This window comes from Acidovorax sp. GW821-FHT10E03 (assembly GCF_059415205.1).
In genome coordinates, this window is record NZ_JBWKMU010000001.1 from 274390 (window position 1) to 295443 (window position 21054).

Here is a 21054-nt window from a genome sequence, read left to right on the forward strand (position 1 = left end):
CACGCAACCCCTCGCCATGAAACCCCTGCTGCTCATCGCCTCGCACCTGCTTGCCCTGGCTTTGAGGGTTTGCGCTGGGTGTGTATGTGCTGCCGATCTTGATAGCGCCGGATGCGCCCACGCAGCAGGAGATCCAATCCAGCCTGCCCACCGCCCCATGGACGGCCACCTTCCGCCGTGACCTGAAAGACAGCGACGCCCTGCACTGGGGCGAGGGCGCCGTGTCCCTCGGCCCGCAGGCCGTCAGCCTGCTGGGCAAGCTGGCCCCGGGGCCGGACTACAAGCTCTACCTGTCGCCCGAGTTTGTCGAGACCGAGGCCGAATTCAAGCGCCTCAAGCCCCAGATGCTGCGCGTGGGGGATGTGAAGACGTTCAACAACTTCATCGTCCCGGTGCCGCAGGGCGTGGACCTTACGAAGTTCAACACCGTGATCGTGTGGTGTGAGACCTTCAGCGAGTTCATCACCGCCGCGCAGTACCGGTAGTTCAGGCCGTTAAGCTGGGCTCTGCGGGGCGATTTGCGCCAACGCTGCCTGCAACCCGGCCAGTCCACCTACGCGCTGGTCATTGATAAAGATCTGCGGCATCTGCCGCACTGAGGGCCCGCACTTGGCATAAAAGGCCAGGCGCTCGGCCTCGTCATCGATCTTGATTTCCTCATACGGCAGCGAGCGCGACTTGAGGAGCATCTTGGCCGACTCGCATTGCGGGCAGGCGGACTTGGAATACACAGTGATTTGAAGAGCCATGGTGCAAGTTTACGGGGCACGGTATGGGCCAGACGTGCCAGAGGCCATCCGACACCGCACGGAAATCCCTTCGAGTTGCCATTTGGTTTGTTTTGCGACTGATTGGTAATTTATGCCCCGATTGTTCCCCTGAGCCCACCGGTCCGTGTTGCTGGTGATGGTTGCCATGGTGTTGGCCCTCACTGGCTGCTCATCCGCCAGCCCACCCCCCGGCATCACACCCTTCACCCCGTTCGACCTGGCCCGCTACGAAGGCTGCTGGTACGAAGTCGCCCGGCTCGACCATTCGTTTGAACGCGGCATGACGGACGTGAGCGCCACCTACCAGCGTCAGGGGGACGACAGCGTGCGTGTGCTCAACCGGGGCTTTGACACCGGCAAGAATGGCTGGCGCCAGGCGGAAGGCAAGGCGAAGTTCACCGGCGATGCGAACACCGCGTCGCTCAAGGTGTCGTTCTTTGGTCCGTTCTACGGCAGCTACCACGTGGCCGCGCTGGATGCGGACTACCAATGGGCGCTGGTGGCGGGGCCCGACCTCAGCTACTGCTGGATCTTGTCGCGCACCAAACAACTGGCCCCCGCCGTGCGCGAGCAGCTCATCGCCCGTGCCAACGTCCTGGGCATCGACACCCAGGCGCTGATCTGGGTGACCCACGGACGCACCGACCCAAAATCATGAAACTCCCTGCGCCACAAACCATTGCCGTCATTAGCGCAGGCCTGACAGGTCTGTCGTGTGCGCAGGCGCTGCTGCAGGCAGGCCACATGGTGCATGTGTTTGACAAAAGCCGTGGGCCTTCCGGCCGCATGAGCACCCGTCGCGCTGAAGACGAGCACGGTGCCTGCCAGTGCGACCACGGCGCGCAATATGTCACCGCCCGCGATCCCGCCTTTCGTGCGGAGGTGGCCCACTGGCAGCGGGCGGGCGTGGCCGCAGTGTGGGATGCCCGCCTGGCCAGTTTTGACGGCAGCATATGGACCATGCCGCACACTCCGCTGGAGCGGTTTGTGGGTACACCGCGCATGACGTCGCCCGCCGCGTGGCTGGTGCAGAGCCTGGGCGACCGTGCGCAGGCGCAGTGGCAAACCACCGTACAGCGGCTGGACCATCACCTCCGCAGAGCACGGCCCACTCCACGAGCGTTACGACGCTGTGATGTTGGCGGTGCCTGCCCCGCAGGCCGTACCGTTGCTCGCCCCCCCGTAGCGCCCGCTGGCGCTGCCGTGGCCGCCAGCGCGCGCATGCGTGGCAGCTGGGCCGTGATGCTGCGCTACGCTGCCCCCGTGGCCATGCCGTGGGAGGGCGCCTTCATCAACACCGGCCCGCTGCGCTGGGTGGCGTGCGACAGCAGCAAGCCCGGCCGATGCCACGTTGAGCCAGAGCTTCCGGCTGGGCATGGTGTACAGGCAACTCCAAAATGCAGGGTCCGCAACTCGATGCGCTGCGCGACCATGCCGCTGACCTGCGCACGCGGCTGGATGCGCTATAGCCCTCCCTACCCATCACCCAACGCCACTCCCACCGCAGGACCGCGCCATGTCTCACGCACAGCCCCCCGCAATGCCGTTCACCTCCCTGCAGTCTCTGCCACACGGCAACGGAAGTTAGCAAGACGGTGCTAACGTCATATCCATGCTTGAGGACTATTTCTCCCTTCAATTGAAATTTGCCAAGTGCTACGCGGTGAAAGCAGCAGTGCCGTTCGACGTCGCCATTGACCGCTGTACCAACTTGCGACGCAGGCTGAATCTGTGGGGGGACACTGGCGCGAGTAGGTGGGATCTCTTTCTGGACAGGGTAAAAAGCGCGGTCGATGACCATGCCGAGCAAGTCGCTTTATGTGCCGGGTTCCAACGATCTCTTTCCTACGTCGAAGTCACACGGTCGTTCGGCTGTTTCTCTTACGATCCGCCCGATGCATGCGGTACCTTGCGCATCCACTTTGTTGCGCCGGATGGAATCAATTCCAGTCCGCTGGCTATTGAGAATTTCAGTGCGAGGAGGGCCGACCTGCAAGATCTGATTTCGCATGTTCAGCGCACTGAGCCCAGCGTTACAACCGTGCGCGGCGTTTCCTGGCTCTACAACCTGCAGGCATACAGGCGGCTCTTTCCAACGGCCTATAGCGCTTCAGTTCAGACCGCACGGTTTCCTTTGCACTTGAACGGGAGTTCAACCTGGGGCCAGGTACTGAACTGGCGGCAGGAGGTGAAGCCGGCTGTACGAGATCAATTGTTAGTTCGCCTCAATGACATGGAGGTCGCAACTCCTTGGCGGGTCTTTCCGCTCCAAGCTTTGGTCGCTACAAGCCAGATCGAGGTGTTTTATGACTGGTTCACATGAAGGTTGTCGAATGTCGGACATGGGCCCGAACCAGTCTTCCAAGTGACCTGCTTGGGTGACCGCAACCGTTGCAAGCCGCTCGCATTGTTCCTTCCTCAAATCCCAAACTTCTTCACCCGATAAGCCATCGTCGCCCGGCTGATCCCCAGCAGCCTTGCCGCCGACGCCACATTGCCTCCCGCGCTGTGCAGCGCCTGCCGCAGCAATTGTTCTTCGGCCTGATGCAGCGGCGCGACCGTTGGCGTGGCGGTGGGTGTCGGGTTCCAGCTGGATGTTGGCTGTGGGGGTGCTGGGTTTTGCGGGGCAACGGCGCCCGCGGCAACTCCGCGTTGCGGCTGCCCCGTCGCATGCAGCGTGCCCGTGCTGTTCGGATTCAGGTGCAGCGACATCACGTCCGAGCTCGGCTGTTCGCCCCCGGCAAACAAATGGTGCGGCTCGATCGGCTCGCCATCGGTGGCCAAAATCACACTGCGCTCGATCAGGTTCTGCAGCTCGCGGATGTTGCCGGGAAACGGGTAGTGAAACATCGCCTTCACCGCTGCCTGGCTGAAGCCGGGTACCTGGCGCTGGTGCTTGCGTTGGTAGTGCGCAAGGAAGTGGCTCATCAGCAAAGGGATGTCGTCGCGCCGGTCGCGCAGCGGGGGCAGGTGGATAGGGAATACGTTGAGGCGGTAGAACAAATCTTCGCGGAAAGTGCCTTCGCGCACGGCCTGGCGCAGGTCCACGTTGGTGGCGGCCACCAGGCGCACGTCCACGCGCACGGTGCGGGTGCCGCCCACGCGCTCTACTTCGCCCTCTTGCAGAGCGCGCAGCAGCTTGCCCTGGGCCACCAAGCTGAGCGTGCCGATTTCGTCGAGGAAGAGGGTGCCGCCGTGCGCGCGCTCAAAGCGCCCGGGGCGCGATGTGCCTGCGCCGGTGTAGGCGCCACGCTCCACGCCAAACAGTTCGCTTTCCACCAGCGTGTCGGGGATGGCCGCGCAGTTGATAGCCACAAAGGGCTGGTCTTTGCGCGGGCTGATGCGGTGCAGCATGCTGGCAAACATCTCTTTGCCCACGCCCGATTCGCCGGTGAACAACACGGTGGCGGCGGTGGGCGCCACGCGCTGCAGCATGTGGCAGGCGGCGTTGAAGGCGGAGGAGGCGCCCACCATGGTGGCTTGGGCCGTGGGCTCGGCGGCGGTGCCTGCGGGGGGCGCGGAGGTTTTGCCCGGTGGCACGCCCAGGTAGGTGGTGCGCGCCTTGCCCTGCGCCCCTTCTGGCATCGAGGGGGGCAGCGATGCGGGCGGGGTGCCCACAAAGTCCTGGGCGTTCAGGTAGAACAAATCCTGCTCGGGGTCTTCCCACAGGTGGGCCGACTTGCCGACCACGCGGCAGTGCGCGGCGCCGGACGAGCGGCAGTCCACCTCGCGAAAAACGATCATGTGGCCGAACAAGGTGCTCACATAGCCCGTGGCGTAGCCCACCTGCATCCAGCACGCGGGCGATCCGCCCACGCCATAGGCGGCAATGTGCTCGTCGTCCTCGCTGGAGTTGTGCCACAGGAATTCGCCTTCGTACGCGCCCCTGTCCGCGTCGTAGCGGGCGTGCACCACTTCCACCTGCACCACGCCCTCCAGCGCATGCAGGCGGGTGCCCGCAATGGCCGCCGCCGTGGGTTCGGCATTCGGCCATTGCTGGCGCACCAGGCGGGCGTCGCGCGCGCCGCTCACATAGCCCGCGCGGGTGAGCAGGCCGCGTGCCTTGTCCAGGCCGATGCTGTCGATCAGCTCGCGCCGCAGCGATCCCAGGGCCTCGGAGTGCAGCAGGATCATGCGCTGGTCTTGCAGCCAGATGCGCCCGTCGCCGGGCGAGAAGAACAGGCATTCGCTGATGTCGGCCACCGTGGGGTGGGTGTGCTGGCTCACGCCGACGGTGTCGAACCCGCCCAGGGCACAGGGCTCGGTCGGGGCAAGCAAACCCCCGGCCTGGCTGGTGGCTGTGCTGCGATTCAGATCGGCCAGGGAGACACGGCGTCGGGACATGGGTTCTCCGGCAGTCATCAAAAATGGATCAGAAAGTGATCATTTGAGCAATTGGCAAGCGGCCATTTGTTTATGAATGGTAACTATTTGGTGGCAAAAAGTCCCCCATGCCAGCCGTCTTTCAGCCTAGGGAAAGTCCGTAGCGTCCCCTCTCAAAAAAGCCCCGTCGAGCGTGTTCAACGGCGTTGGGGCGCGTGGGGCTGGTACGCCCGTTGCAATTTGAGGTCACACCGCCGCGGCAATGCGGTGGGTTTTGATTTCAACCAAGGAGCAATGCAATGGGTGTTTCAGAAAAACCAGGCCTGCTGGACAACCGCCTGTGGGCGGGCAAGGCCTTTGACGGTGCGTGGGAAACTTCGCTGAGCACAGCGCGTGACGCGGTCGAGCCTGCTACGGGCCAGGTGCTCAGCCGTGTGGGCATTGCCAGTGCGGCAGAGATGCAGGCCGCCATTGGCCGGGCGCAGCAAGCGCAGGCTGCATGGGCTGCCACGGGGCCGCGCGAGCGTGCGGCGGTGTTCCATCGTGCAGCCAGTATTTTTGAGCTGCACTTTGACGAGCTGGCCATGGCAGTCGCCCGCGAAACCGGCGGCATCGTGCCCAAGGGCCAGCACGAGGTGCGCGAGGCCATCACGCTTTGCCACCTGGCCGCAGCCCTGCCCATGCAGGCACAGGGCCAGGTGCTGCCCAGCACGCCCGGCCGCCTGTCCATCGCCCGGCGCGTGCCGCACGGCGTGGTGGGCGTGATCTCGCCGTTCAACTTCCCGCTCATCCTGGGATTGCGCTCGGTGGCCCCGGCGCTGGCGTTGGGCAACGCGGTGGTGCTCAAGCCCGACACCCGCACGCCGGTGAGCGGCGGTTTCATCATGGCCCGCGTGTTTGAAGAAGCCGGTCTGCCCAAGGGCTTGCTGCAGGTGGTGCCCGGCGACGCCGAGGCGGGCGAGGCGCTGGTGGTGGACGAGCGCGTGCCCATGATCGCCTTCACCGGCTCACCCGCCGTGGGCCGCCGCATCGGCGCGCTGGCGGGGCAGCACCTGAAGAAGGTGTCGCTGGAGCTGGGCGGCGCCAACAACCTCATCATTCTGGAAGACGCCGACCCCGATGCTGCGGCCAGCGCCGCCGCGTTTGGCGCGTGGTTCCACCAGGGGCAGATCTGCATGGCATCGAACCGCATCCTGGTGCACGAGTCGATTGCTGAAGCCATCCTGCAGCGCATGGTGGGCAAGGCCACGCACCTGCCCGTGGGCGATGGCGCCAGCGGCCAGGTGGCCCTGGGCCCGATGATCGACGCCAAGCAGCTGCAGCGCTTCGACAAGGTGATCAAGGACAGCGTGGCCCAGGGCGCAAAGCTCGAAGCGGGGGGCACCTACGAGGGCCTTTGCTACAAGCCCACGGTGCTCTCGGGCGTCAAGCCCGGCGTCCGTTCGTTTGACGAAGAGCCCTTCGGCCCGGTGGCCAACGTCGTCACCTTCCGTACCGACGACGAGGCCGTGCAACTGGCCAACACGAGCCAGGGCGGCCTGGCTGCGGCCGTCATCAGCCCCAGCGTGGGCCGCGCGATGGCCATCGGCCAGCGGCTGCGTGCGGGCATGGTCCACATCAATGACCAGACGGTGAACGATGAGTGCACCAATCCCTTTGGCGGCCCCGGTGTGGGTGGCAACGGGGGCAGCGTGGGTGGGCCTGCAGACATCGATGAGTACACGCAGTGGCAGTGGATCACGGTCAAAGACGCGCCGCCCGCATTCCCGTTCTAGCAGCGACAACCCCCTGAGGCGCTGCGCGCCTTCCCCCTTCTCTCGAATCGCTGCGCGATGCGGGAAGGGAGACGCCGCCAGCGCGGCGGGGCGGCCCTTGCGCGGCGGCCCTCGCCTGGGCTGCGCCAGTTGCCGAGGTTGGCTGCATGTCTTAGGGCCAGAGCACGCGAATAGCCCAGGTCTCCACGGACAAGGGCTCCCATCGACACAAATTAAGGAGACAACTTTCATGACCCTTCACAACAAAACCATCGTCGTCACCGGCTGCTGCTCGGGCATCGGCGCAGACTTTGCCAAGCTCGCCCGCCAGCAGGGCGCCCGAGTGATCGGTGTGGACCGCAATGCGCCCACACTCACGCTTGACGGCTTTGTGCAGGTGGACCTGGGCGACCCGGCCGCCATCGACGCTGCCGTGGCGCAACTGCCCGCCAAGATTGACGCGCTGGCCAACATTGCCGGCGTGCCGGGCACATCGCCCGCCGAGCTGGTGGGCCGCGTCAACTACCTGGGCCTGCGGCACTTCACACACCGTGTGCTGGAACGTATGGGCGAGGGCGGCTCCATCGTCAATATCTCTTCCATCCTGGGGGCCGAGTGGCCTCAGCGCCTGGAGCCACACCGCGCTCTGGGCGCCACCACCAGCTTTGAAGAGGGCGCGAAGTGGCTGGCCGCCCACCCCGTGGCGCAAGACACCTGCTACCAGTATTTCAAAGAAGCGCTGATCGTGTGGACCTACACCCAGTCGCAAAAGATATTCCTGGAGCGCGGCGTGCGCATGAACTGCGTGGCCCCAGGCCCCGTGTTCACGCCCATCCTGGGCGACTTTGTACAGATGCTGGGCCAGGAGCGTGTGGAGAAAGACGCGCACCGCATGAAGCGCCCGGCCTTCAGCGATGAAGTGGCGTCTGTGATTGCCTTCCTGTGCAGCGACGCGGCACGCTGGGTGAGCGGCATCAACCTGCCCGTGGATGGCGGGCTGGCTTCCACCTATATCTGAGCGAAGGGGCCACACATGTCCGCACAACAGCTCCAGGCCATCTTGCAGATGGCCGCGCAAAACCCACCGCCAGCCCAGCCCACTCCCGCGCAGCTGCGTGCGTGGTTTGATGCCGGCAACTCGCAGATGCCCCTCGCCCAGGGGCTTCCCATCCAGACGCTGCGCATCCCCAACGGGGCGGGCGGCACCATGGCTGCGGAGTTGCTGAGCACGCCGCAGGCTGACCCGCGCAGGCTCATCATTTATTACCACGCTGGCGGATTTGTGTTTGGCTCGCTGGCCTCGCACCGGGCGCTGTGCTCGTACCTGGCGCAGTTCAGTGGCGCGCAGGTGCTCAACGTGGACTACCGCCTGGCACCGGAACATCCCGCGCCCGCAGCACACGACGATGCGCTCGCCGCCTACCAGTGGGCGCTGACCAACAGCTACGCTGCGTCGGCCATTGCGCTGATGGGCGACTCGGCGGGCGGCAACCTGGCCTTGTCTACGGCTGTGCGTGCCCGCAACCAGGGGCTGCCCTTGCCTGCGGCCATCGTGGCCTTGTCGCCCGCGCTGGACCTGGCGTCCGAAGGCGAGTCCCACCACACGGTGGATGACCCATTCATCACGCGCGAGCTGATGGGCTTTTTCAACGCCATGTATGTGCCGGGTGGCGATGTGCGTTCGCCCACGGTCACTCCGTTCTACAGCGCCGACCTGCAGGGGCTGCCGCCCGTGCAATTGCAGGTGGGCGGCTGGGAGCGCCTGCGCGACGACGCCGTGACCATGGCCGCACGCCTGAAGGCGGCGGGTGTGGAGGCGGAATGCACCGTGTGGGAGGGCATGGTGCATTGCTGGCAGCTGTTTGCGCCCGTGCTGGATGAGGCGCTGGCTTCGCTGGAGCAGGCGGGGCAGTTCATCGCCGCGCGCCAGCGCATTGCCGCAGCGCCCTCACGGTAGCAAAGGACGAACCCATGATGAAACGACCCACCGGCGCAGGCCGGGGCGCGAGCCTGCGCGGCGCAGGGAGTGCCGCGCTGTGGTGGCGCCCCCGTGCCCTGCTGTTGCCGCTGTGCCTGTGTCTGTGGCTGCTGCTTTGGCCCGCCGCCCACGCGCAGCAAGGCGCACAGCGGCCCATCAAGGTGGGTGCGGTCAGTGCCCTGAGCGGCCCCCATGCATTCCCGGAGTCCTCGCAGGCTGCCAAGGCCTACATCGACGCCGTGAATGCCGCCGGCGGCATCGGGGGCCGCCGCATCGAATACATCTCGCTCGACGAAGGGGGCTCGCCCGCCAGTGCCGTGGCAGCGGCGACGAGGCTCATCAACGACACCGAGGTAGTGGCGCTGGCGGGCAGTTCCGGCCTGCTTGACTGCGCGGCCAATGCGCCTCGCTATGAAGCGGCGCGGTTGATGTCGCTGCAAGGGGCCTCGGTATCGCCCGCATGCTTCCGATCGTCGCATGTGGTGCCCCTCAACAACGGACCCTACGTGGGGCTGGCCAGCGCCGTGCTGTTTGCCCATCGCACGCTGCGCAGCCGAAAACTGTGTGCCCTGGCGCTCGATCTGCCAGGCATGGCCGAGGGCTACCAGCAGGCGCTGGAGCGCCTGGGCACAGCGAAAGCCATGGAGGTGCCACAGCTGCAGTTGGTGGGGGTTGACCAAGAACCTGCCCCCGTCCTTCGGGCCGTGAAGGGGCAGGGGTGCGACACCGTGATTTTCACGGGGCACGAGGCCGCGGTGCTCCGCTGGAGCGAGGCCGCCCACGCGCTGGGGGCGGGCGGCATGACCTGGATCTATCTCACCCCGGCCTACACCGACCGTGTGGCCCGCGCACTCGCCCCGCGGGATGGCGCCGTGTATGTGATGGCCGAGTTCGAGCCCTGGAAGAGCCGGTCCCTGCCGGCGCAGGACTGGCGCCGCCTGATGCAGGACGCCCGCTTGCCCCTGAGTTCGCTGTCGCAAGGCGGCTATGTGGCGGCCCAGATGCTGGTGCGCGCACTGCGCCAGGTTGAAGGGCCCATCACCCGCGAGACCGTGACCCGTGCCCTGCAGCAGATGCCGCCCACCAGCCATCCCCTGCTGGGGATGCCGTTTGAGATCGGCCAGCGCCGCGCCCACAACCCCAACCGTGCGGCCCTGCCGCTCAAGCTGCAGCAAGGCCACTGGTACATCGCGACCCCCGCCTGGATCGAGGTGCCCGAGTTACTGGCGCCCTGAGGCCGTGCGGCGGCGTTTTGTGAACGGATCGATTTCCCGTGAGACCCGAAGTGTGCATTTCAAAAAACCAACCTGAACGAGGAGACAACATGACAACGCAACAGACAAAACCTTTCCGCCTGGCGCTGCTGGCCCTGGCCGGCACGCTGTGCACAGCGGCCTTCGCCACCGAGGGCGGGGGCTCCACCTATCCGCTGGGCACCGAGAACTTCGTGGCGGGCGCCGCGCCGCCGCCCGGCCTGTATGTGCTGGAGTACCTCAACTACTACACCACCAGCCGCGTGAACGACGGCCAGGGCAACGCCGTGCCCATCCCCGGCTTCAAGGTGCGCGCCGCCGCCGCTGCCACGCGCCTGATCTGGATCACCCCCCAGGAGGCGCTGGGCGGCCTGGTAGCCGCGCACGCCATCCTGCCTGTGGTGGACCTGTCGGTGCGTGCCGGTGGTGCAAACGATTCGCGCACCGGACTGGGCGATGTGACGGTCGGGGGCTCGGTGGCCTGGCACCACTCGCCGCAGCTGCACAGCGTGGTGGGGCTTGACGCCGTGCTGCCCACAGGAGCGTATGACCGCACGCGCCAGGCCAATATTGGCCGCAACTATCTGTCGCTGCAGCCCCTGGGCGTGCTGACCTGGATGGACCCGAGCGGCTTCAACGGCGACGTGAAGGCCACCCTGAACTTCAACCGCACCAACAGCGACACCAACTACCGCTCTGGCCGCGAACTGATCGTGGACTACGCCGCAGGCTGGGGCCTGGGCAATGGCTGGGTGGTGGGGGTGGGCGGCTATGTGTACCGGCAGTTCAGCGATGACAAAGCAGGCGGTGTGGCGCTGGCGGGATCGCGTGGCCGCAGCCAGTCCATTGGCCCGTCGGTGCGCTACGCCAACGGCAAGGGCTGGCTCATCACCGCCAAGGTCGAAAAGGAGTTCGGCGTGCGCAACCGCGCCCAGGGCTCGCAGTTCTGGCTCAAGACCACCATCCCTTTCTGAACCCTGCAACTGAATTGATCACTGGAGACATTCCCCATGACAACCAACACCCCTGAATCCACCGTGGCCGCCTTGGAAACCGAACAGGCTACGTCCCCCACCATCTCGCGCCGTGGGCTGATCACGGCCGCGGGCGCTGGCGGTCTTGCGCTGAGCGCCGGCCCTCTATGGGCCCAGGCGGGCGGTGCCGCACCCGTGCTCAAGGTGGGCTTCATCAGCCCGCGCACCGGCCCGCTCGGTGCCTTGGGCGAGACCGACACCTTCATCCTGGGCCAGGTGCGCAAGACGCTGGCGGCGGGCCTGACCATCGGCGGCGTGAAGTACGCGGTGGAGATCCTGGACCGCGACACCCAGTCCGACCCGGCCCGCGCCAGCCAGTTGGCCAAGGCGCTGATCAACGGCGACAAGATTGACCTCATGCTCACCACCACCACACCAGAAACGGTGAACCCGGTGTCGGATGCGTGCGAGGCGGCGGGCGTACCCTGCCTGTCCACCGTGATGCCGTGGGAGGCTTGGTACTTTGGCCGCGGCGCCAAGCCCGGCGCGCCGTCGCCCTTCAAGTGGACATACCACTTCTCTTTTGGCGGTGGCAGCTTTACCACCTCGTACACCTCGCAGTTTTCTGCGCTGCCCACCAACAAGAAGATCGGTGTGCTGTACCCCAACGATGCCGATGGCAACGCCATCCGCGCCACGCTGGCGCCCGAGCTCGCCAAAGCCGGTTTCACCATCGTGGATGCCGGCCCGTACGAGAACGGCACCACCGACTACTCCGCGCAGATCGCCAAGTTCAAGGCCGAGCGCTGCGAGATCTTCAACACCTTCCCCATTCCGCCAGACTTCGCCACCTTCTGGCGGCAGGCGGCCCAGCAGGGCTACACGCGCATGGTGAAGATTGCGCAGATCGCCAAGACGGGCCTTGTGCCCTCGCAGGTGGAGGCCCTGGGCCCGCTGGCGCTGAACCTGGGCGCGGGGTGCTTCTGGCACAAGACTTTTCCGTATGCCTCAGCCCTGACCGGCCTCACGGGCGTGCAGCTGGCCGACGCCTACGAGGCCAGCACCGGCAAGCAGTGGACGCAGATGCTGGGCTCCACGATGTCGCTGTTCGATGCAGGCACCGAGGCGCTGAAAGTCAGCACCAACCCGCGCGACAAGGCAGCGCTGGCCAAGGCCATCAGCACCCTTAAGGCCATCACCATGCAAGGTCCGGTGGACTTTGCCAAGGGGCCCGTGCCCAACGTGTCGGTGACACCCGTCGTGGGCGCCCAGTGGGTCAAGCCCGCAGCGGGCAGCAAGTTCAAGCTCGACATCGTGGTCACCGAGAACGCCACCGACCGCAACATCCCTGTGGCGGCGGCGCTCAAGTCCTACAGCTGATCGTCCATGCCACATTCACCTCCATATCCGCAATCCCCGCCAGTGGGCGGGCCGCAGCATCTGCTGCAGGCCCGGGGCATCGACATGCGCTTTGGTGCCTTGAAGGTGCTGGACCAGCTCGATTTTTTGGTAGGCGCCGACGAGGCCGTGGGCATCGTCGGGCCCAACGGTGCGGGCAAGACCACGCTGCTGAACGTGCTGGCCGGGGCGCATGCGCCGAGCCAGGGCACTGTCTGGTTCCAGGGGGTGGATGTGAGCGCCCGCAGCGCGGCAGACCGCTGCCGTGCAGGCATTGCACGCACTCACCAGGTGCCCCGGCCGTTCCTTGGCATGACGGTGTTTGAAAACGTGCTCACCGGCGCCACGCATGGCGCGGGCCTGCACGCCCGCGATGCGGGTGACCGGGCCATGGAGTGTCTGCGCCTGTGTGGCATGGAGGCGCAGGCCAACCGCCGTGCAGAAACGCTGGGCCTGCTCGGCCGCAAGCGGCTGGAGCTGGTGCGCGCGCTGGCCACCGGCCCCCAGGTGCTGCTGCTCGACGAGATCGGCGGGGGCCTGACCGATGCCGAGGCCAGCGAGCTGGTAGCCATGGTGCGCACCATCCAGGCCCGCGGCATTGCCATCGTCTGGATCGAGCACCTGGTGCACGTGCTGCTGCAGGTCGCCACGCGTCTGGTGTGCATGGACGGCGGGCGGGTGATTGCCAACGGTGATCCGCAGGTGGTGCTGAACGACGCCACGGTGGTCGAGGCCTATCTGGGCGGGGTGGCGGCATGAGCGCCGCCCGGCCGCCCGAAGGCGCTCGCACCGCAGCCGAAGGCGAAGGACATCGAATGAGTGTGTTGTTGAGCATTGAGACACTGAACGCCCACCATGGGCAGCTGCCTGCCGTGCGCAATGTGTCGCTGCAGGTGCGCCAGGGCGACATCCTGGCCCTGGTAGGGGCCAACGGTGCAGGCAAGACCACGCTGCTGCGCACGCTGGCCGGTGCACACCCCGCCAGCAGCGGCACGGTGCGGTGGGATGGTGTGGACATCACCCGCATGCCTGCCCAAGAGCGTGTGGCTGAAGGCCTGGCCCTGGTGCCCGAGGGGCGGCGCCTGTTTGCAGGCATGACGGTGCGCGAGAACCTGCTCGTGGCGCGTGCTTCGGGGCGGCGCGGGCAGTGGAGTTTTGACACCGTGCTGGACGCCTTCCCGCAGTTGGCCCCCAAGCTGAATGCCCGTGCGGGCGAGCTGTCGGGCGGGCAACAACAGGCCGTGGCCATTGGCCGCGCGCTCATGACCAACCCGCGCGTGCTGCTGCTCGACGAAGTCTCGCTGGGCTTGTCGCCCCTGGCCGTGCAGGGCGTGTACGAAGCCCTGCAGGGCGTGATGGGCCAGGGCACTACGCTGGTATTGGTCGAGCAGGACCTGCAGCGCGTGCAGGCCGTGGCCAGCCGCATTGTCTGCATGCTCGAAGGCAGCGTGGTGGCCGACGCGCCCGCCGACCAGCTCACCCGGGCGCAGATCACCGCGTTTTACTTTGGTGCGCAGCGGCCCGAAGCTGCGCCCGGCAGCCACACTGCGGGCAGTGCCGACGGCGAAGCTGCCAGCCACGCAAGCCACACCCACCCTGCCCATAAGGAGGCCGCATGAACCTTCTCAACCAGATCCTCCAGGGCCTCCTGCTGGGCGGCTATTACGCATTGCTGGCCTGCGGGCTGTCGTTCATGTTCGGGGTGATGCGCATCATCAACCTGGCCCACGGCAGCCTGACCGTGGTGGCGGCCTACCTGCTGTGGGTGCTGGCCGAGCCGATGGGCTGGCACCCATTGCTGGCCCTGCTGGCGGTGGTGCCTGCCATGGCGCTGCTGGGCTGGCTGCTGCACAAGCTGGTGCTGGAGCGCAGCGCGCGCCTGGGCGCGCTGGTGCCCTTGCTGGCCACGTTTGGCCTGGCCAGCGTGATCGACAACGTGCTGTTCCAGCACTTCGGTGCCGACACGCGTTCGCTGGCCACCTCCATTGGCACGCTGGCGTACGACAGCTGGGAGCTGCCCGGCGGCCTGTATGTGGGGCAGCTGCCCACCCTGGTGCTGGTGCTGGCGGTGCTGCTGTTGGGCGGGCTGCACGCCATGCTGGCGCGCACGGCGCTGGGGCGGCAGATCCGCGCAGCGTCGGAAGACGCCGACACCGCGCGCCTGGTGGGCGTGCGCACCGGCACGGTGTTTGCGGCGGCCTCGGCCATCACCATGGTCACCGTCACGCTGGCCGGGGCATCGCTGGCCCTGCGGGCCACGTTCGATCCGTTCTCGGGCCCGCAGCAGCTGATCTTTGCGTTCGAGGCCGTGATCATCGGCGGCGCGGGATCGCTGTGGGGCACGTTGCTGGGCGGCGTGGTGCTGGGCGTGGCGCAGAACCTGGGGGCGCAGGTGCACCCGCAGGGTTTTCTGATCGCCGGGCACGCCACTTTTTTGGTCATCCTGCTGGCCCGGCTCTACGCGAGCGGTGCGCTGCGCAGGTTCTTCTCCACCCGCCACAGGGCTGCGCCATGAATGCTCTCATCACTTCTGCACCCCTCGCACCCACGGGTCCATCCCCATGGGTCATAGAGCGCTGGACGCGCGCGTCCATCGCCTTCGCCAGCGCCACGGTGCTGCTGCTGGCCGTGCTCTGCCTGGGGCCGCTGTGGCTGCAGGCGGGCACGGTGGACCGGCTGACCACGCTGTTCATCTACGTGATCCTGGCCGTGATGTGGAACGCCCTGGCGGGCTACGCCGGGCTGGTGTCGATTGGTCACCAGGCGTTCTTCGGGCTCGGCGCCTACGCCATGGTGCGGCTGGCCGATGTGGGCCTGGGCCCGTACCCGGCACTGCTGGTGGGCGCTGTGCTGGTGGCCTTGGTGGCGGTGCCGCTGGCGGCCTTCATGCTGCGGCTGCAGGGCGGTGAATTTGCGATCGGCATGTGGGTAGTGGCCGCGCTGGCGCATCTGTGCGTGAACCTGGACAGCCTGGTGCAGGGTGAGACGGGCACCTCAATGATTGCGCTGCAGCAGTACGCCGCCGACGACCGGCGTGCATACACCTATTGGGCCGCGTTGGCCGCCATGGCCGGGCTGTGCTGGGTGGTCTTCCTGCTGTTGCGCAGCAAGGTGGGCACGGCCGCGCAGGCGATTCGCGACAACGAGACGGCAGCCATCTCCCTCGGCGTGCGCGTGGTCGCCATCAAGCGGTTGGTGTTCGTGCTGTCGGCGTTTGGCTGCGCGCTCGCAGGCGGGCTGTGGCTGGCCACGTCGATCAGCTTTCAGCCCAAGACCTATTTCAGCGTGCAGTGGACGGCCTACATGATCTTCATGGTGCTGGTGGGGGGGATAGGCACCATGGAAGGCCCCATCCTCGGCGCGCTGCTTTTCTTTGCAGTCGAAACCCTGTGGGGCGGGCAGGGCGTGCTGTATCTCATCGGCCTGGGCGCCATTGCCATGCTGTTCGCGCTCTTCCTGCCCAAGGGCATCTGGGGCGCGGTGCAGCAGCGGTGGGATGTGCACCTGCTGTCGGCGGGCTACCGGGTGCGGGCACACAAGCCGCGCAACCCTGAGGGAGAAAGCAATTTGCTATAAATTAAATAGCATCCAATGAATGCAGATAAGCGCTGGGTGCCAATTTGATTCAGAAAAATGCCCGCGTGCGCCGCCCAACCTGGTGGGGGCAGCGTGCGCGGGCAGGGTGGGGAATCACTGGCCCCAGAACGCATCTTCCTGCGCCGGATCGCTGGAGAACAGGCGGACTTCAACGATCTTTCCATCCACGATGTGCAGCAGATCCACACCCGCCTGCTGGAGCGTGAGGCCGTCGCGCTCGCCCGCAAACTCGATGCTCACGGCCACCCAGTCGCCGTTGGCCATGTAATGGTCGGCCCGGGTGATCGCAAACGTCCCTTGCGACACGGCCATCATCTGGCCCAGCATCTGGCCCACGGCGGCCATGCCACGGTGCGTGCCCGAGAACTGGTTGTGGCCCGGCTGGTGCCAGACCACGTCGGGTGAGACAACGCGGCCGAGGGTGGCCTGGTCGCCGGTTTGTGCGGCTTGGATGTAGGTCTTGGCGATATCAATGGCGTGCATGTGGATTCCTTGGTGGTTTTGGGGCAACGCCCCATTGGGCGCTGTGAGGTCATTGTTGGACAATAAATACCCATGAAGATGGTGAAAACTGGGCGATTTACTGTCACTTCAGGACAAACCTCTGCGCCCCGCCGTTGCTGACCCATGACCCCACGCCACCACAAACCCGCCGCAGCCCGCCACCCCGACATCCAGCACCTGAGCTACCAGCCCGAGGGGCTGTACCCGCTCGACCTGGAGATATTCCGGGTATCGGACCTGCGGAAAAGGGTGGGCGGCCAGGCCCTGGCATCAACCTATCGCTACGCCTTTCCGACCCTGATCTTTGTGACGGAGGGAACCTGCATCCATCTGGTGGACTTCGAGTACGTGCGCTGCGGCCCGGGCTCGGTGCTGGTCCTGCGGCCCGGCAAAGCCCACAGCTTTGGAGACACCCAGGACTGGGACGGATGGATGGTGCTGTTCCGCCCCGAGTTTCTGTGGGCAGCGGCCCCCGCCGCGCAGGACCAAACCCCGATCGACGGGCTGGACGGCCTGCCGACCGCGTGGGCGCTGGGCAGCGACAGCGCGCAGGTGATCGCCCACGCCATCGCCCAGATGCACCAGGACACGCAAGCCCACTCCGCATCGCTGCATGCCCATGCCCTGTTGCGCTACCAGCTCTATGCCTTGCTGACACGGCTGCGCATGGCGTACGAGCAGCAGTCCGCGCAGCCGGCACCGCCGGGGCGCGCGCTGCAGAGATTCAAGGCGTTTGAACTGCTGGTGGAGAAGCACTTTGCCAGCTGGCACCAACTGCCCCGGTATGCGCAGCAGCTGGGCTGCTCCGAGAAAAGCCTGGTGCGCGCATCGCTGGAAGCAGCCGGGGTCACGCCCAAGGCCTTCATCTCCGCCCGCATCGTTCTGGAGGCCAAGCGCCTGCTGGCCCACACCACCTGGCCGGTGGCGCGCATTGCCGAGAGCCTGGGCTACAGCGACCTGGCGAACTTCATCAAGTTCTTCAAGCGCGAGGCCGGGTGCACCCCGACCGAATTTCGCGGCAGGCAGACGGCCAACCAGCAGGGCATGGCGGAGCGCCTGCAGGCAACGGGGTGAGGCGCAGAAGGCGATTTCATCGTGGCGTGCCGACCAGACCCCGTGCCAGAATGAAACGATGAGCACCACCACCTCCTCCTTCCAGTCCAACGCAGACGGCACCCAGGTCACCACCTACACCTGGGCCGAGACCCCGGGCCAACCTGTGGGCGTCGTGCAAATCTCCCACGGCCTTGCCGAGCACGGCGAGCGCTACGACCGCTTTGCGCGGGCGCTGAACGCCGCAGGCTTCATCGTCCACGCCGTGGACCATCGCGGCCACGGGCGCACAGCCGGTGGCAAGCTGGGAGACTTTGGCAGCGCTGGCTTCAGCGGCCTCATTGCCGACGTGGCCCAGTTCGGCGCACTGCTGCGCGCGCAGCATGGGCCGCAGCAGCTCCCGCTCTTTTTGTTTGGTCACTCCATGGGCTCGTTCGCAGCGCAGGCAGCCATCCTGGACCATTCATCGACTTGGTCTGGCGTCATCCTGTCAGGCTCCACCGCCCTCGACCTGCTCGCTGCCGCCATGGCCAACGCCCCCGCTGATGCGCCCGCCGGGCTCGCGGCATTCAACGCGGGGTTTGAGCACCGCACCGGCTACGAATGGCTGTCGCGCGACGCTGCAGAGGTGGACGCCTACGTGGCCGACCCGTGGTGTGGCTGGGACATGCCCGAGGACGTGATCCCCTCGCTCTTCGCCCCCGCTCCCCGGCTGGCCGACCCCGCGCTGCTCGCGCGCATTCGCAGCGACCTGCCCATCCTCATCGCATCCGGCGACGCAGACCCGCTGGCTGCAGGCGGGGTCTTGTTGGAGCAACTGGGGCAGCGGTATCGGGATGCGGGAGTGGCCGATGTGACGGTCAAGCTGTACCCGGCGGCGCGGCATGAGATCTTGAATGAGACCAATCGGGATGAGGTGACGGGGGATATCGTGGCGTGGCTGCGGGCGCGTTCCCGCATTGCGTAGTCACGGCTCCCGTAGCAGCAGTCTGTTGAAACGGCTCCCACGGCAGTTCATGCGAACAGCTCTGCCACCCTCTCCAGGAATTCCGGCATGCCCAGCTCGGCGTCCAGCGTTTCGCGGGTGATGACGTCGGCGTTCCCGTGGCGCGCCGAGTACTCGATGCGCAGCTGCATTTGGCCGTCGTCGTCCAGTGCGTTGTCGTAGCCCATGCGGAACATGCGTGATATGTCGCCGCGGCGAGCCAGTGCCAAGAAGCGATGCTCGTCGAGGCCAGTAATGGGTGGAAAGCAAAGGCACACCACTTCGATCGCGCCCTCACCGGCCTTGCCGGGCAGAGTGACCACATGGCATCTGAGGCCGTCCGGGGGGATGCGTTCTGCGACAGGCAAGGTGGCGGCCTTGTCTTGCCAGATGCGTGTGAGCTCGGAAGGGCCGTGCGGACCTGCGAACCGGGACCAGAAGCCTGCTGCGTCGTTGCGCAGGTCCTGGTGCAAGGCCTCGGTCACTTCATAGTGGTGACAGCGCCGCCCGCGCGGGTCGGGGGTGTGGGATTGCAGCGATGCAGGAATAGGGCGCAGTGCTGCCCGCCAGGCAGTGATGTCGTCCCAGTGGGCCAGTGGCGGCGTGTGGGCTAGCGCGGTGCGCACGGCCGCCAGGGCCTCGCGTTCCTGAGGCGCGCGCCAATGGCTGCTGTGCTGCCAATGGTCCTCCAGCTCGCGGGCGATGTTGGCTGCAAGTGGGTTGCCATTGAGGTGGGCAACGACGAGGCGCTGCGCATGCGGGAAGACCTCTTCACGCAGGCTGCGCGAGCCGTCGGAGCCGTCCGGGCGGCCCGACCAGGTGTAGGCGTTGCGGTAGGGGGTACGCACCGTGTCGGCGCTGGCGTCGTTGAGCAGTTGGTCTAGCCCATGCAGGTCAGTGCACAGACCCGCCAGGGGCAGCACCCGACCACATACCAGCGCAAGGACCGCTGGCAATTGCGATAGACGTTCGAGTGTCCACTGGTGCAGGGAGCCCGGCCCGGGCTCGAAGAACGCCATGCCCAGCTCGAAGGCGGTGTCCTGGTGAGGCGCGGGGCCCAGGGCTTGTGCCAGCACAGCGGTGCAAGCGTCATGCCACACGCGCAGGGTCAGGTTCAGCGCTTCATAGCGCATCAGATTCACTGCCAGCACCTGGCGCACAGCACCAAGCCGTCGGGCGAGAACGATGGGCGCGCCGGGCTCGTCGGGTGGTGCAGCTTCCAGCTCAAAACCGCTGCCTGCCATAGCGCGCGCCAGGGCAGGGGCCAAAACTTCTCGCACCTCGCTCTCGCCGCGCAGCGCATCTGGCGGGAGCGCCCCCCAGGGCAGCTTTTCGGCGGGCGCCACAGGCGTGGCGGCTTGCGCGAACTCGGTAGGCACTACCCGGCCGTCGGGCAGAAAACCTACGCCCAGCGTCGCGTCATACGCCACCAATCCCAGTGCACCGGCAATCTCCACAGCCGCCCGGTATGCAGGCATCTCGTCCACGCTCGGGAGGTCAAACTGCCATGCCGCGCGACGGCAGGCGTTGGCCTGCTGCAAGGGCGTGGTGCGGCCCGCTACCTTGAAGCGATCCTCGAACCGAAGCGCGAACTCGACAAAGCGCAGGTTTTTGCCATCGGCACGCGCGTGCAGCAACTCGCGCATGGCCTCCAGCGCCGCAAAGCTCTCAGGCAGCGGCAGGGCATGGCGATCGGGGTCGAAGAGGTGAAGGCTAGCGGGCATGGCTAAGCGAATACAAAGGGTTGGCTCGCGCAGCTTAGCCGCTATCAGGGCCGGGCAGCTTCGCCGCCCGAGAGAGACTTCACGCTCGCGTCGCGTAGCAGCATGCCGGCCTCCCGCTCTTCCTGTTCGGGCACTCCATGGGCTCGTTCGCAGCGCAGGCGGCGATTCTGGACCAAGCATTCAACTGGTCCGGCGCGGTCCTGTCAGGCTCCACCGCTCTCGACCTGTTCGCCGCCGGCATGGCCAACGCCCCTACCGGGCTCGCCGCATTCAACGCTGGCTTTGAGCACCGCACCGGCTACGAATGGCTGTCGTGCGACGCTGCAGAGGTAGACGCCTATGTGGCCGACTCGTGGTGCGGCTGGGACGTGCCGCCATACGTGATCCCCTCGCTCTTCGCCCCGGCTGGCCGACCCCGCGCTGCTGGCGCGTATCCGCAGCGACCTGCCCATCCTCATCGCGTCAGGCGACGCGGACCCGCTGGCCGCAGGCGGGGCGTTGGTTCAGCAACTGGGGCAGTGGTATCAGGATGCGGGAGTGGCCGATGTGACGGTCAAGCTGTGCCCGGCGGCGCGGCATGAGATATTGAATGAGACCATTCGGGATGAGGTGACGGGGAATGTTGTGGCGTGGCTGCGGGCGCGTGTGGAGGTGGCATAGTCGCCGTCCGAGACCAAGACGGCAGGCGCGTCGCGATTCAGTGGCGCTGCCGCCGCTCGCATGCCATCGGGTCTAATTGAG

General features: G+C 66.5%; 21 protein-coding genes. 17 read left to right on the top strand and 4 right to left on the bottom strand.

What is annotated here, in order from left to right:
- The first annotated feature begins 86 nt into the window (after positions 1-86).
- Entirely contained in the window at positions 87-485 is a 399-nt protein-coding gene (locus tag AC07OD_RS01295; RefSeq protein ID WP_494594707.1) for a DM13 domain-containing protein, read from the top strand.
- A 9-nt stretch (positions 486-494) separates the two neighbouring features.
- On the opposite strand, the gene AC07OD_RS01300 is transcribed toward AC07OD_RS01295, so the two are convergent.
- A complete protein-coding gene (locus tag AC07OD_RS01300; protein WP_218294064.1) occupies positions 495-749 on the bottom strand; it encodes a glutaredoxin family protein in 255 nt (84 codons plus the stop codon).
- Between the two features lie 157 nt (positions 750-906).
- Between AC07OD_RS01300 and AC07OD_RS01305 the strand changes: the two genes are divergently transcribed.
- The 3 genes from AC07OD_RS01305 to AC07OD_RS01315 all read left to right on the top strand — a co-directional run bounded on the left by AC07OD_RS01305 (position 907) and on the right by AC07OD_RS01315 (position 3093).
- Entirely contained in the window at positions 907-1428 is a 522-nt protein-coding gene (locus AC07OD_RS01305; protein WP_494595118.1) for a lipocalin family protein, read from the top strand.
- An 86-nt stretch (positions 1429-1514) separates the two neighbouring features.
- Complete coding sequence (locus tag AC07OD_RS01310) at positions 1515-2372, top strand: NAD(P)/FAD-dependent oxidoreductase (RefSeq protein ID WP_494594709.1); 858 nt, start codon at positions 1515-1517, stop codon at positions 2370-2372.
- A 10-nt stretch (positions 2373-2382) separates the two neighbouring features.
- On the top strand, positions 2383-3093 hold the full coding sequence (locus AC07OD_RS01315) for a hypothetical protein (protein WP_494594711.1): 711 nt from the start codon (positions 2383-2385) through the stop codon (positions 3091-3093).
- Positions 3094-3188: 95 nt separating this feature from the next.
- On the opposite strand, the gene AC07OD_RS01320 is transcribed toward AC07OD_RS01315, so the two are convergent.
- Positions 3189-5114, bottom strand: coding sequence for a sigma 54-interacting transcriptional regulator (locus AC07OD_RS01320; RefSeq protein WP_369642125.1), 1926 nt, complete (start codon positions 5112-5114; stop codon positions 3189-3191).
- A 278-nt stretch (positions 5115-5392) separates the two neighbouring features.
- Here AC07OD_RS01320 and AC07OD_RS01325 point away from each other — a divergent pair, with 278 nt between their 5' ends.
- The 10 genes from AC07OD_RS01325 to AC07OD_RS01370 all read left to right on the top strand — a co-directional run bounded on the left by AC07OD_RS01325 (position 5393) and on the right by AC07OD_RS01370 (position 16026).
- Positions 5393-6868 (top strand): benzaldehyde dehydrogenase, encoded by a 1476-nt coding sequence (locus tag AC07OD_RS01325; RefSeq protein ID WP_494594713.1) that lies wholly within the window; start codon positions 5393-5395, stop codon positions 6866-6868.
- A 229-nt stretch (positions 6869-7097) separates the two neighbouring features.
- A complete protein-coding gene (locus AC07OD_RS01330) occupies positions 7098-7865 on the top strand; it encodes a coniferyl-alcohol dehydrogenase (protein WP_494594715.1) in 768 nt (255 codons plus the stop codon).
- A 15-nt stretch (positions 7866-7880) separates the two neighbouring features.
- Entirely contained in the window at positions 7881-8804 is a 924-nt protein-coding gene (locus AC07OD_RS01335) for an alpha/beta hydrolase (RefSeq protein WP_494594717.1), read from the top strand.
- A gap of 14 nt (positions 8805-8818) precedes the next feature.
- Entirely contained in the window at positions 8819-10060 is a 1242-nt protein-coding gene (locus AC07OD_RS01340) for an ABC transporter substrate-binding protein (RefSeq protein WP_494594719.1), read from the top strand.
- Between the two features lie 89 nt (positions 10061-10149).
- A complete protein-coding gene (locus AC07OD_RS01345) occupies positions 10150-11052 on the top strand; it encodes a SphA family protein (protein WP_494594721.1) in 903 nt (300 codons plus the stop codon).
- 36 nt (positions 11053-11088) lie between these two features.
- Positions 11089-12432, top strand: a complete 1344-nt coding sequence (locus AC07OD_RS01350) for an ABC transporter substrate-binding protein (protein WP_494594723.1) — start codon at positions 11089-11091, stop codon at positions 12430-12432.
- A 6-nt stretch (positions 12433-12438) separates the two neighbouring features.
- Entirely contained in the window at positions 12439-13209 is a 771-nt protein-coding gene (locus AC07OD_RS01355) for an ABC transporter ATP-binding protein (RefSeq protein ID WP_494594725.1), read from the top strand.
- Between the two features lie 62 nt (positions 13210-13271).
- The gene (locus tag AC07OD_RS01360) at positions 13272-14069 is read left to right on the top strand and encodes an ABC transporter ATP-binding protein (protein WP_494595120.1); all 798 of its coding nucleotides are present in this window, start codon (positions 13272-13274) and stop codon (positions 14067-14069) included.
- Positions 14066-14965 (top strand): branched-chain amino acid ABC transporter permease, encoded by a 900-nt coding sequence (locus tag AC07OD_RS01365; RefSeq protein WP_494594727.1) that lies wholly within the window; start codon positions 14066-14068, stop codon positions 14963-14965. Before AC07OD_RS01360 ends, AC07OD_RS01365 begins: the two co-directional genes overlap by 4 nt.
- Positions 14962-16026: a branched-chain amino acid ABC transporter permease gene (locus AC07OD_RS01370; RefSeq protein WP_494594729.1), complete on the top strand. Its 1065-nt coding sequence runs from the start codon at positions 14962-14964 to the stop codon at positions 16024-16026. Before AC07OD_RS01365 ends, AC07OD_RS01370 begins: the two co-directional genes overlap by 4 nt.
- Positions 16027-16140: 114 nt before the next feature.
- Here AC07OD_RS01370 and AC07OD_RS01375 read toward each other — a convergent pair whose 3' ends face one another.
- On the bottom strand, positions 16141-16530 hold the full coding sequence (locus tag AC07OD_RS01375; protein ID WP_494594731.1) for a nuclear transport factor 2 family protein: 390 nt from the start codon (positions 16528-16530) through the stop codon (positions 16141-16143).
- 144 nt (positions 16531-16674) lie between these two features.
- Here AC07OD_RS01375 and AC07OD_RS01380 point away from each other — a divergent pair, with 144 nt between their 5' ends.
- Positions 16675-17625, top strand: a complete 951-nt coding sequence (locus tag AC07OD_RS01380) for an AraC family transcriptional regulator (RefSeq protein ID WP_494594733.1) — start codon at positions 16675-16677, stop codon at positions 17623-17625.
- A gap of 58 nt (positions 17626-17683) precedes the next feature.
- Positions 17684-18571 (top strand): alpha/beta fold hydrolase, encoded by an 888-nt coding sequence (locus AC07OD_RS01385; protein WP_218294077.1) that lies wholly within the window; start codon positions 17684-17686, stop codon positions 18569-18571.
- Positions 18572-18618: 47 nt separating this feature from the next.
- Here the strand turns inward: AC07OD_RS01385 and AC07OD_RS01390 are convergent, their stop codons facing one another.
- Positions 18619-20313, bottom strand: coding sequence for a hypothetical protein (locus AC07OD_RS01390; protein ID WP_494594736.1), 1695 nt, complete (start codon positions 20311-20313; stop codon positions 18619-18621).
- 137 nt (positions 20314-20450) lie between these two features.
- On the opposite strand from AC07OD_RS01390, the gene AC07OD_RS01395 reads away from it, so the two are divergent.
- Positions 20451-20894, top strand: a complete 444-nt coding sequence (locus AC07OD_RS01395; protein WP_255594553.1) for a lysophospholipase — start codon at positions 20451-20453, stop codon at positions 20892-20894.
- Positions 20895-21054 lie beyond the last annotated feature (160 nt).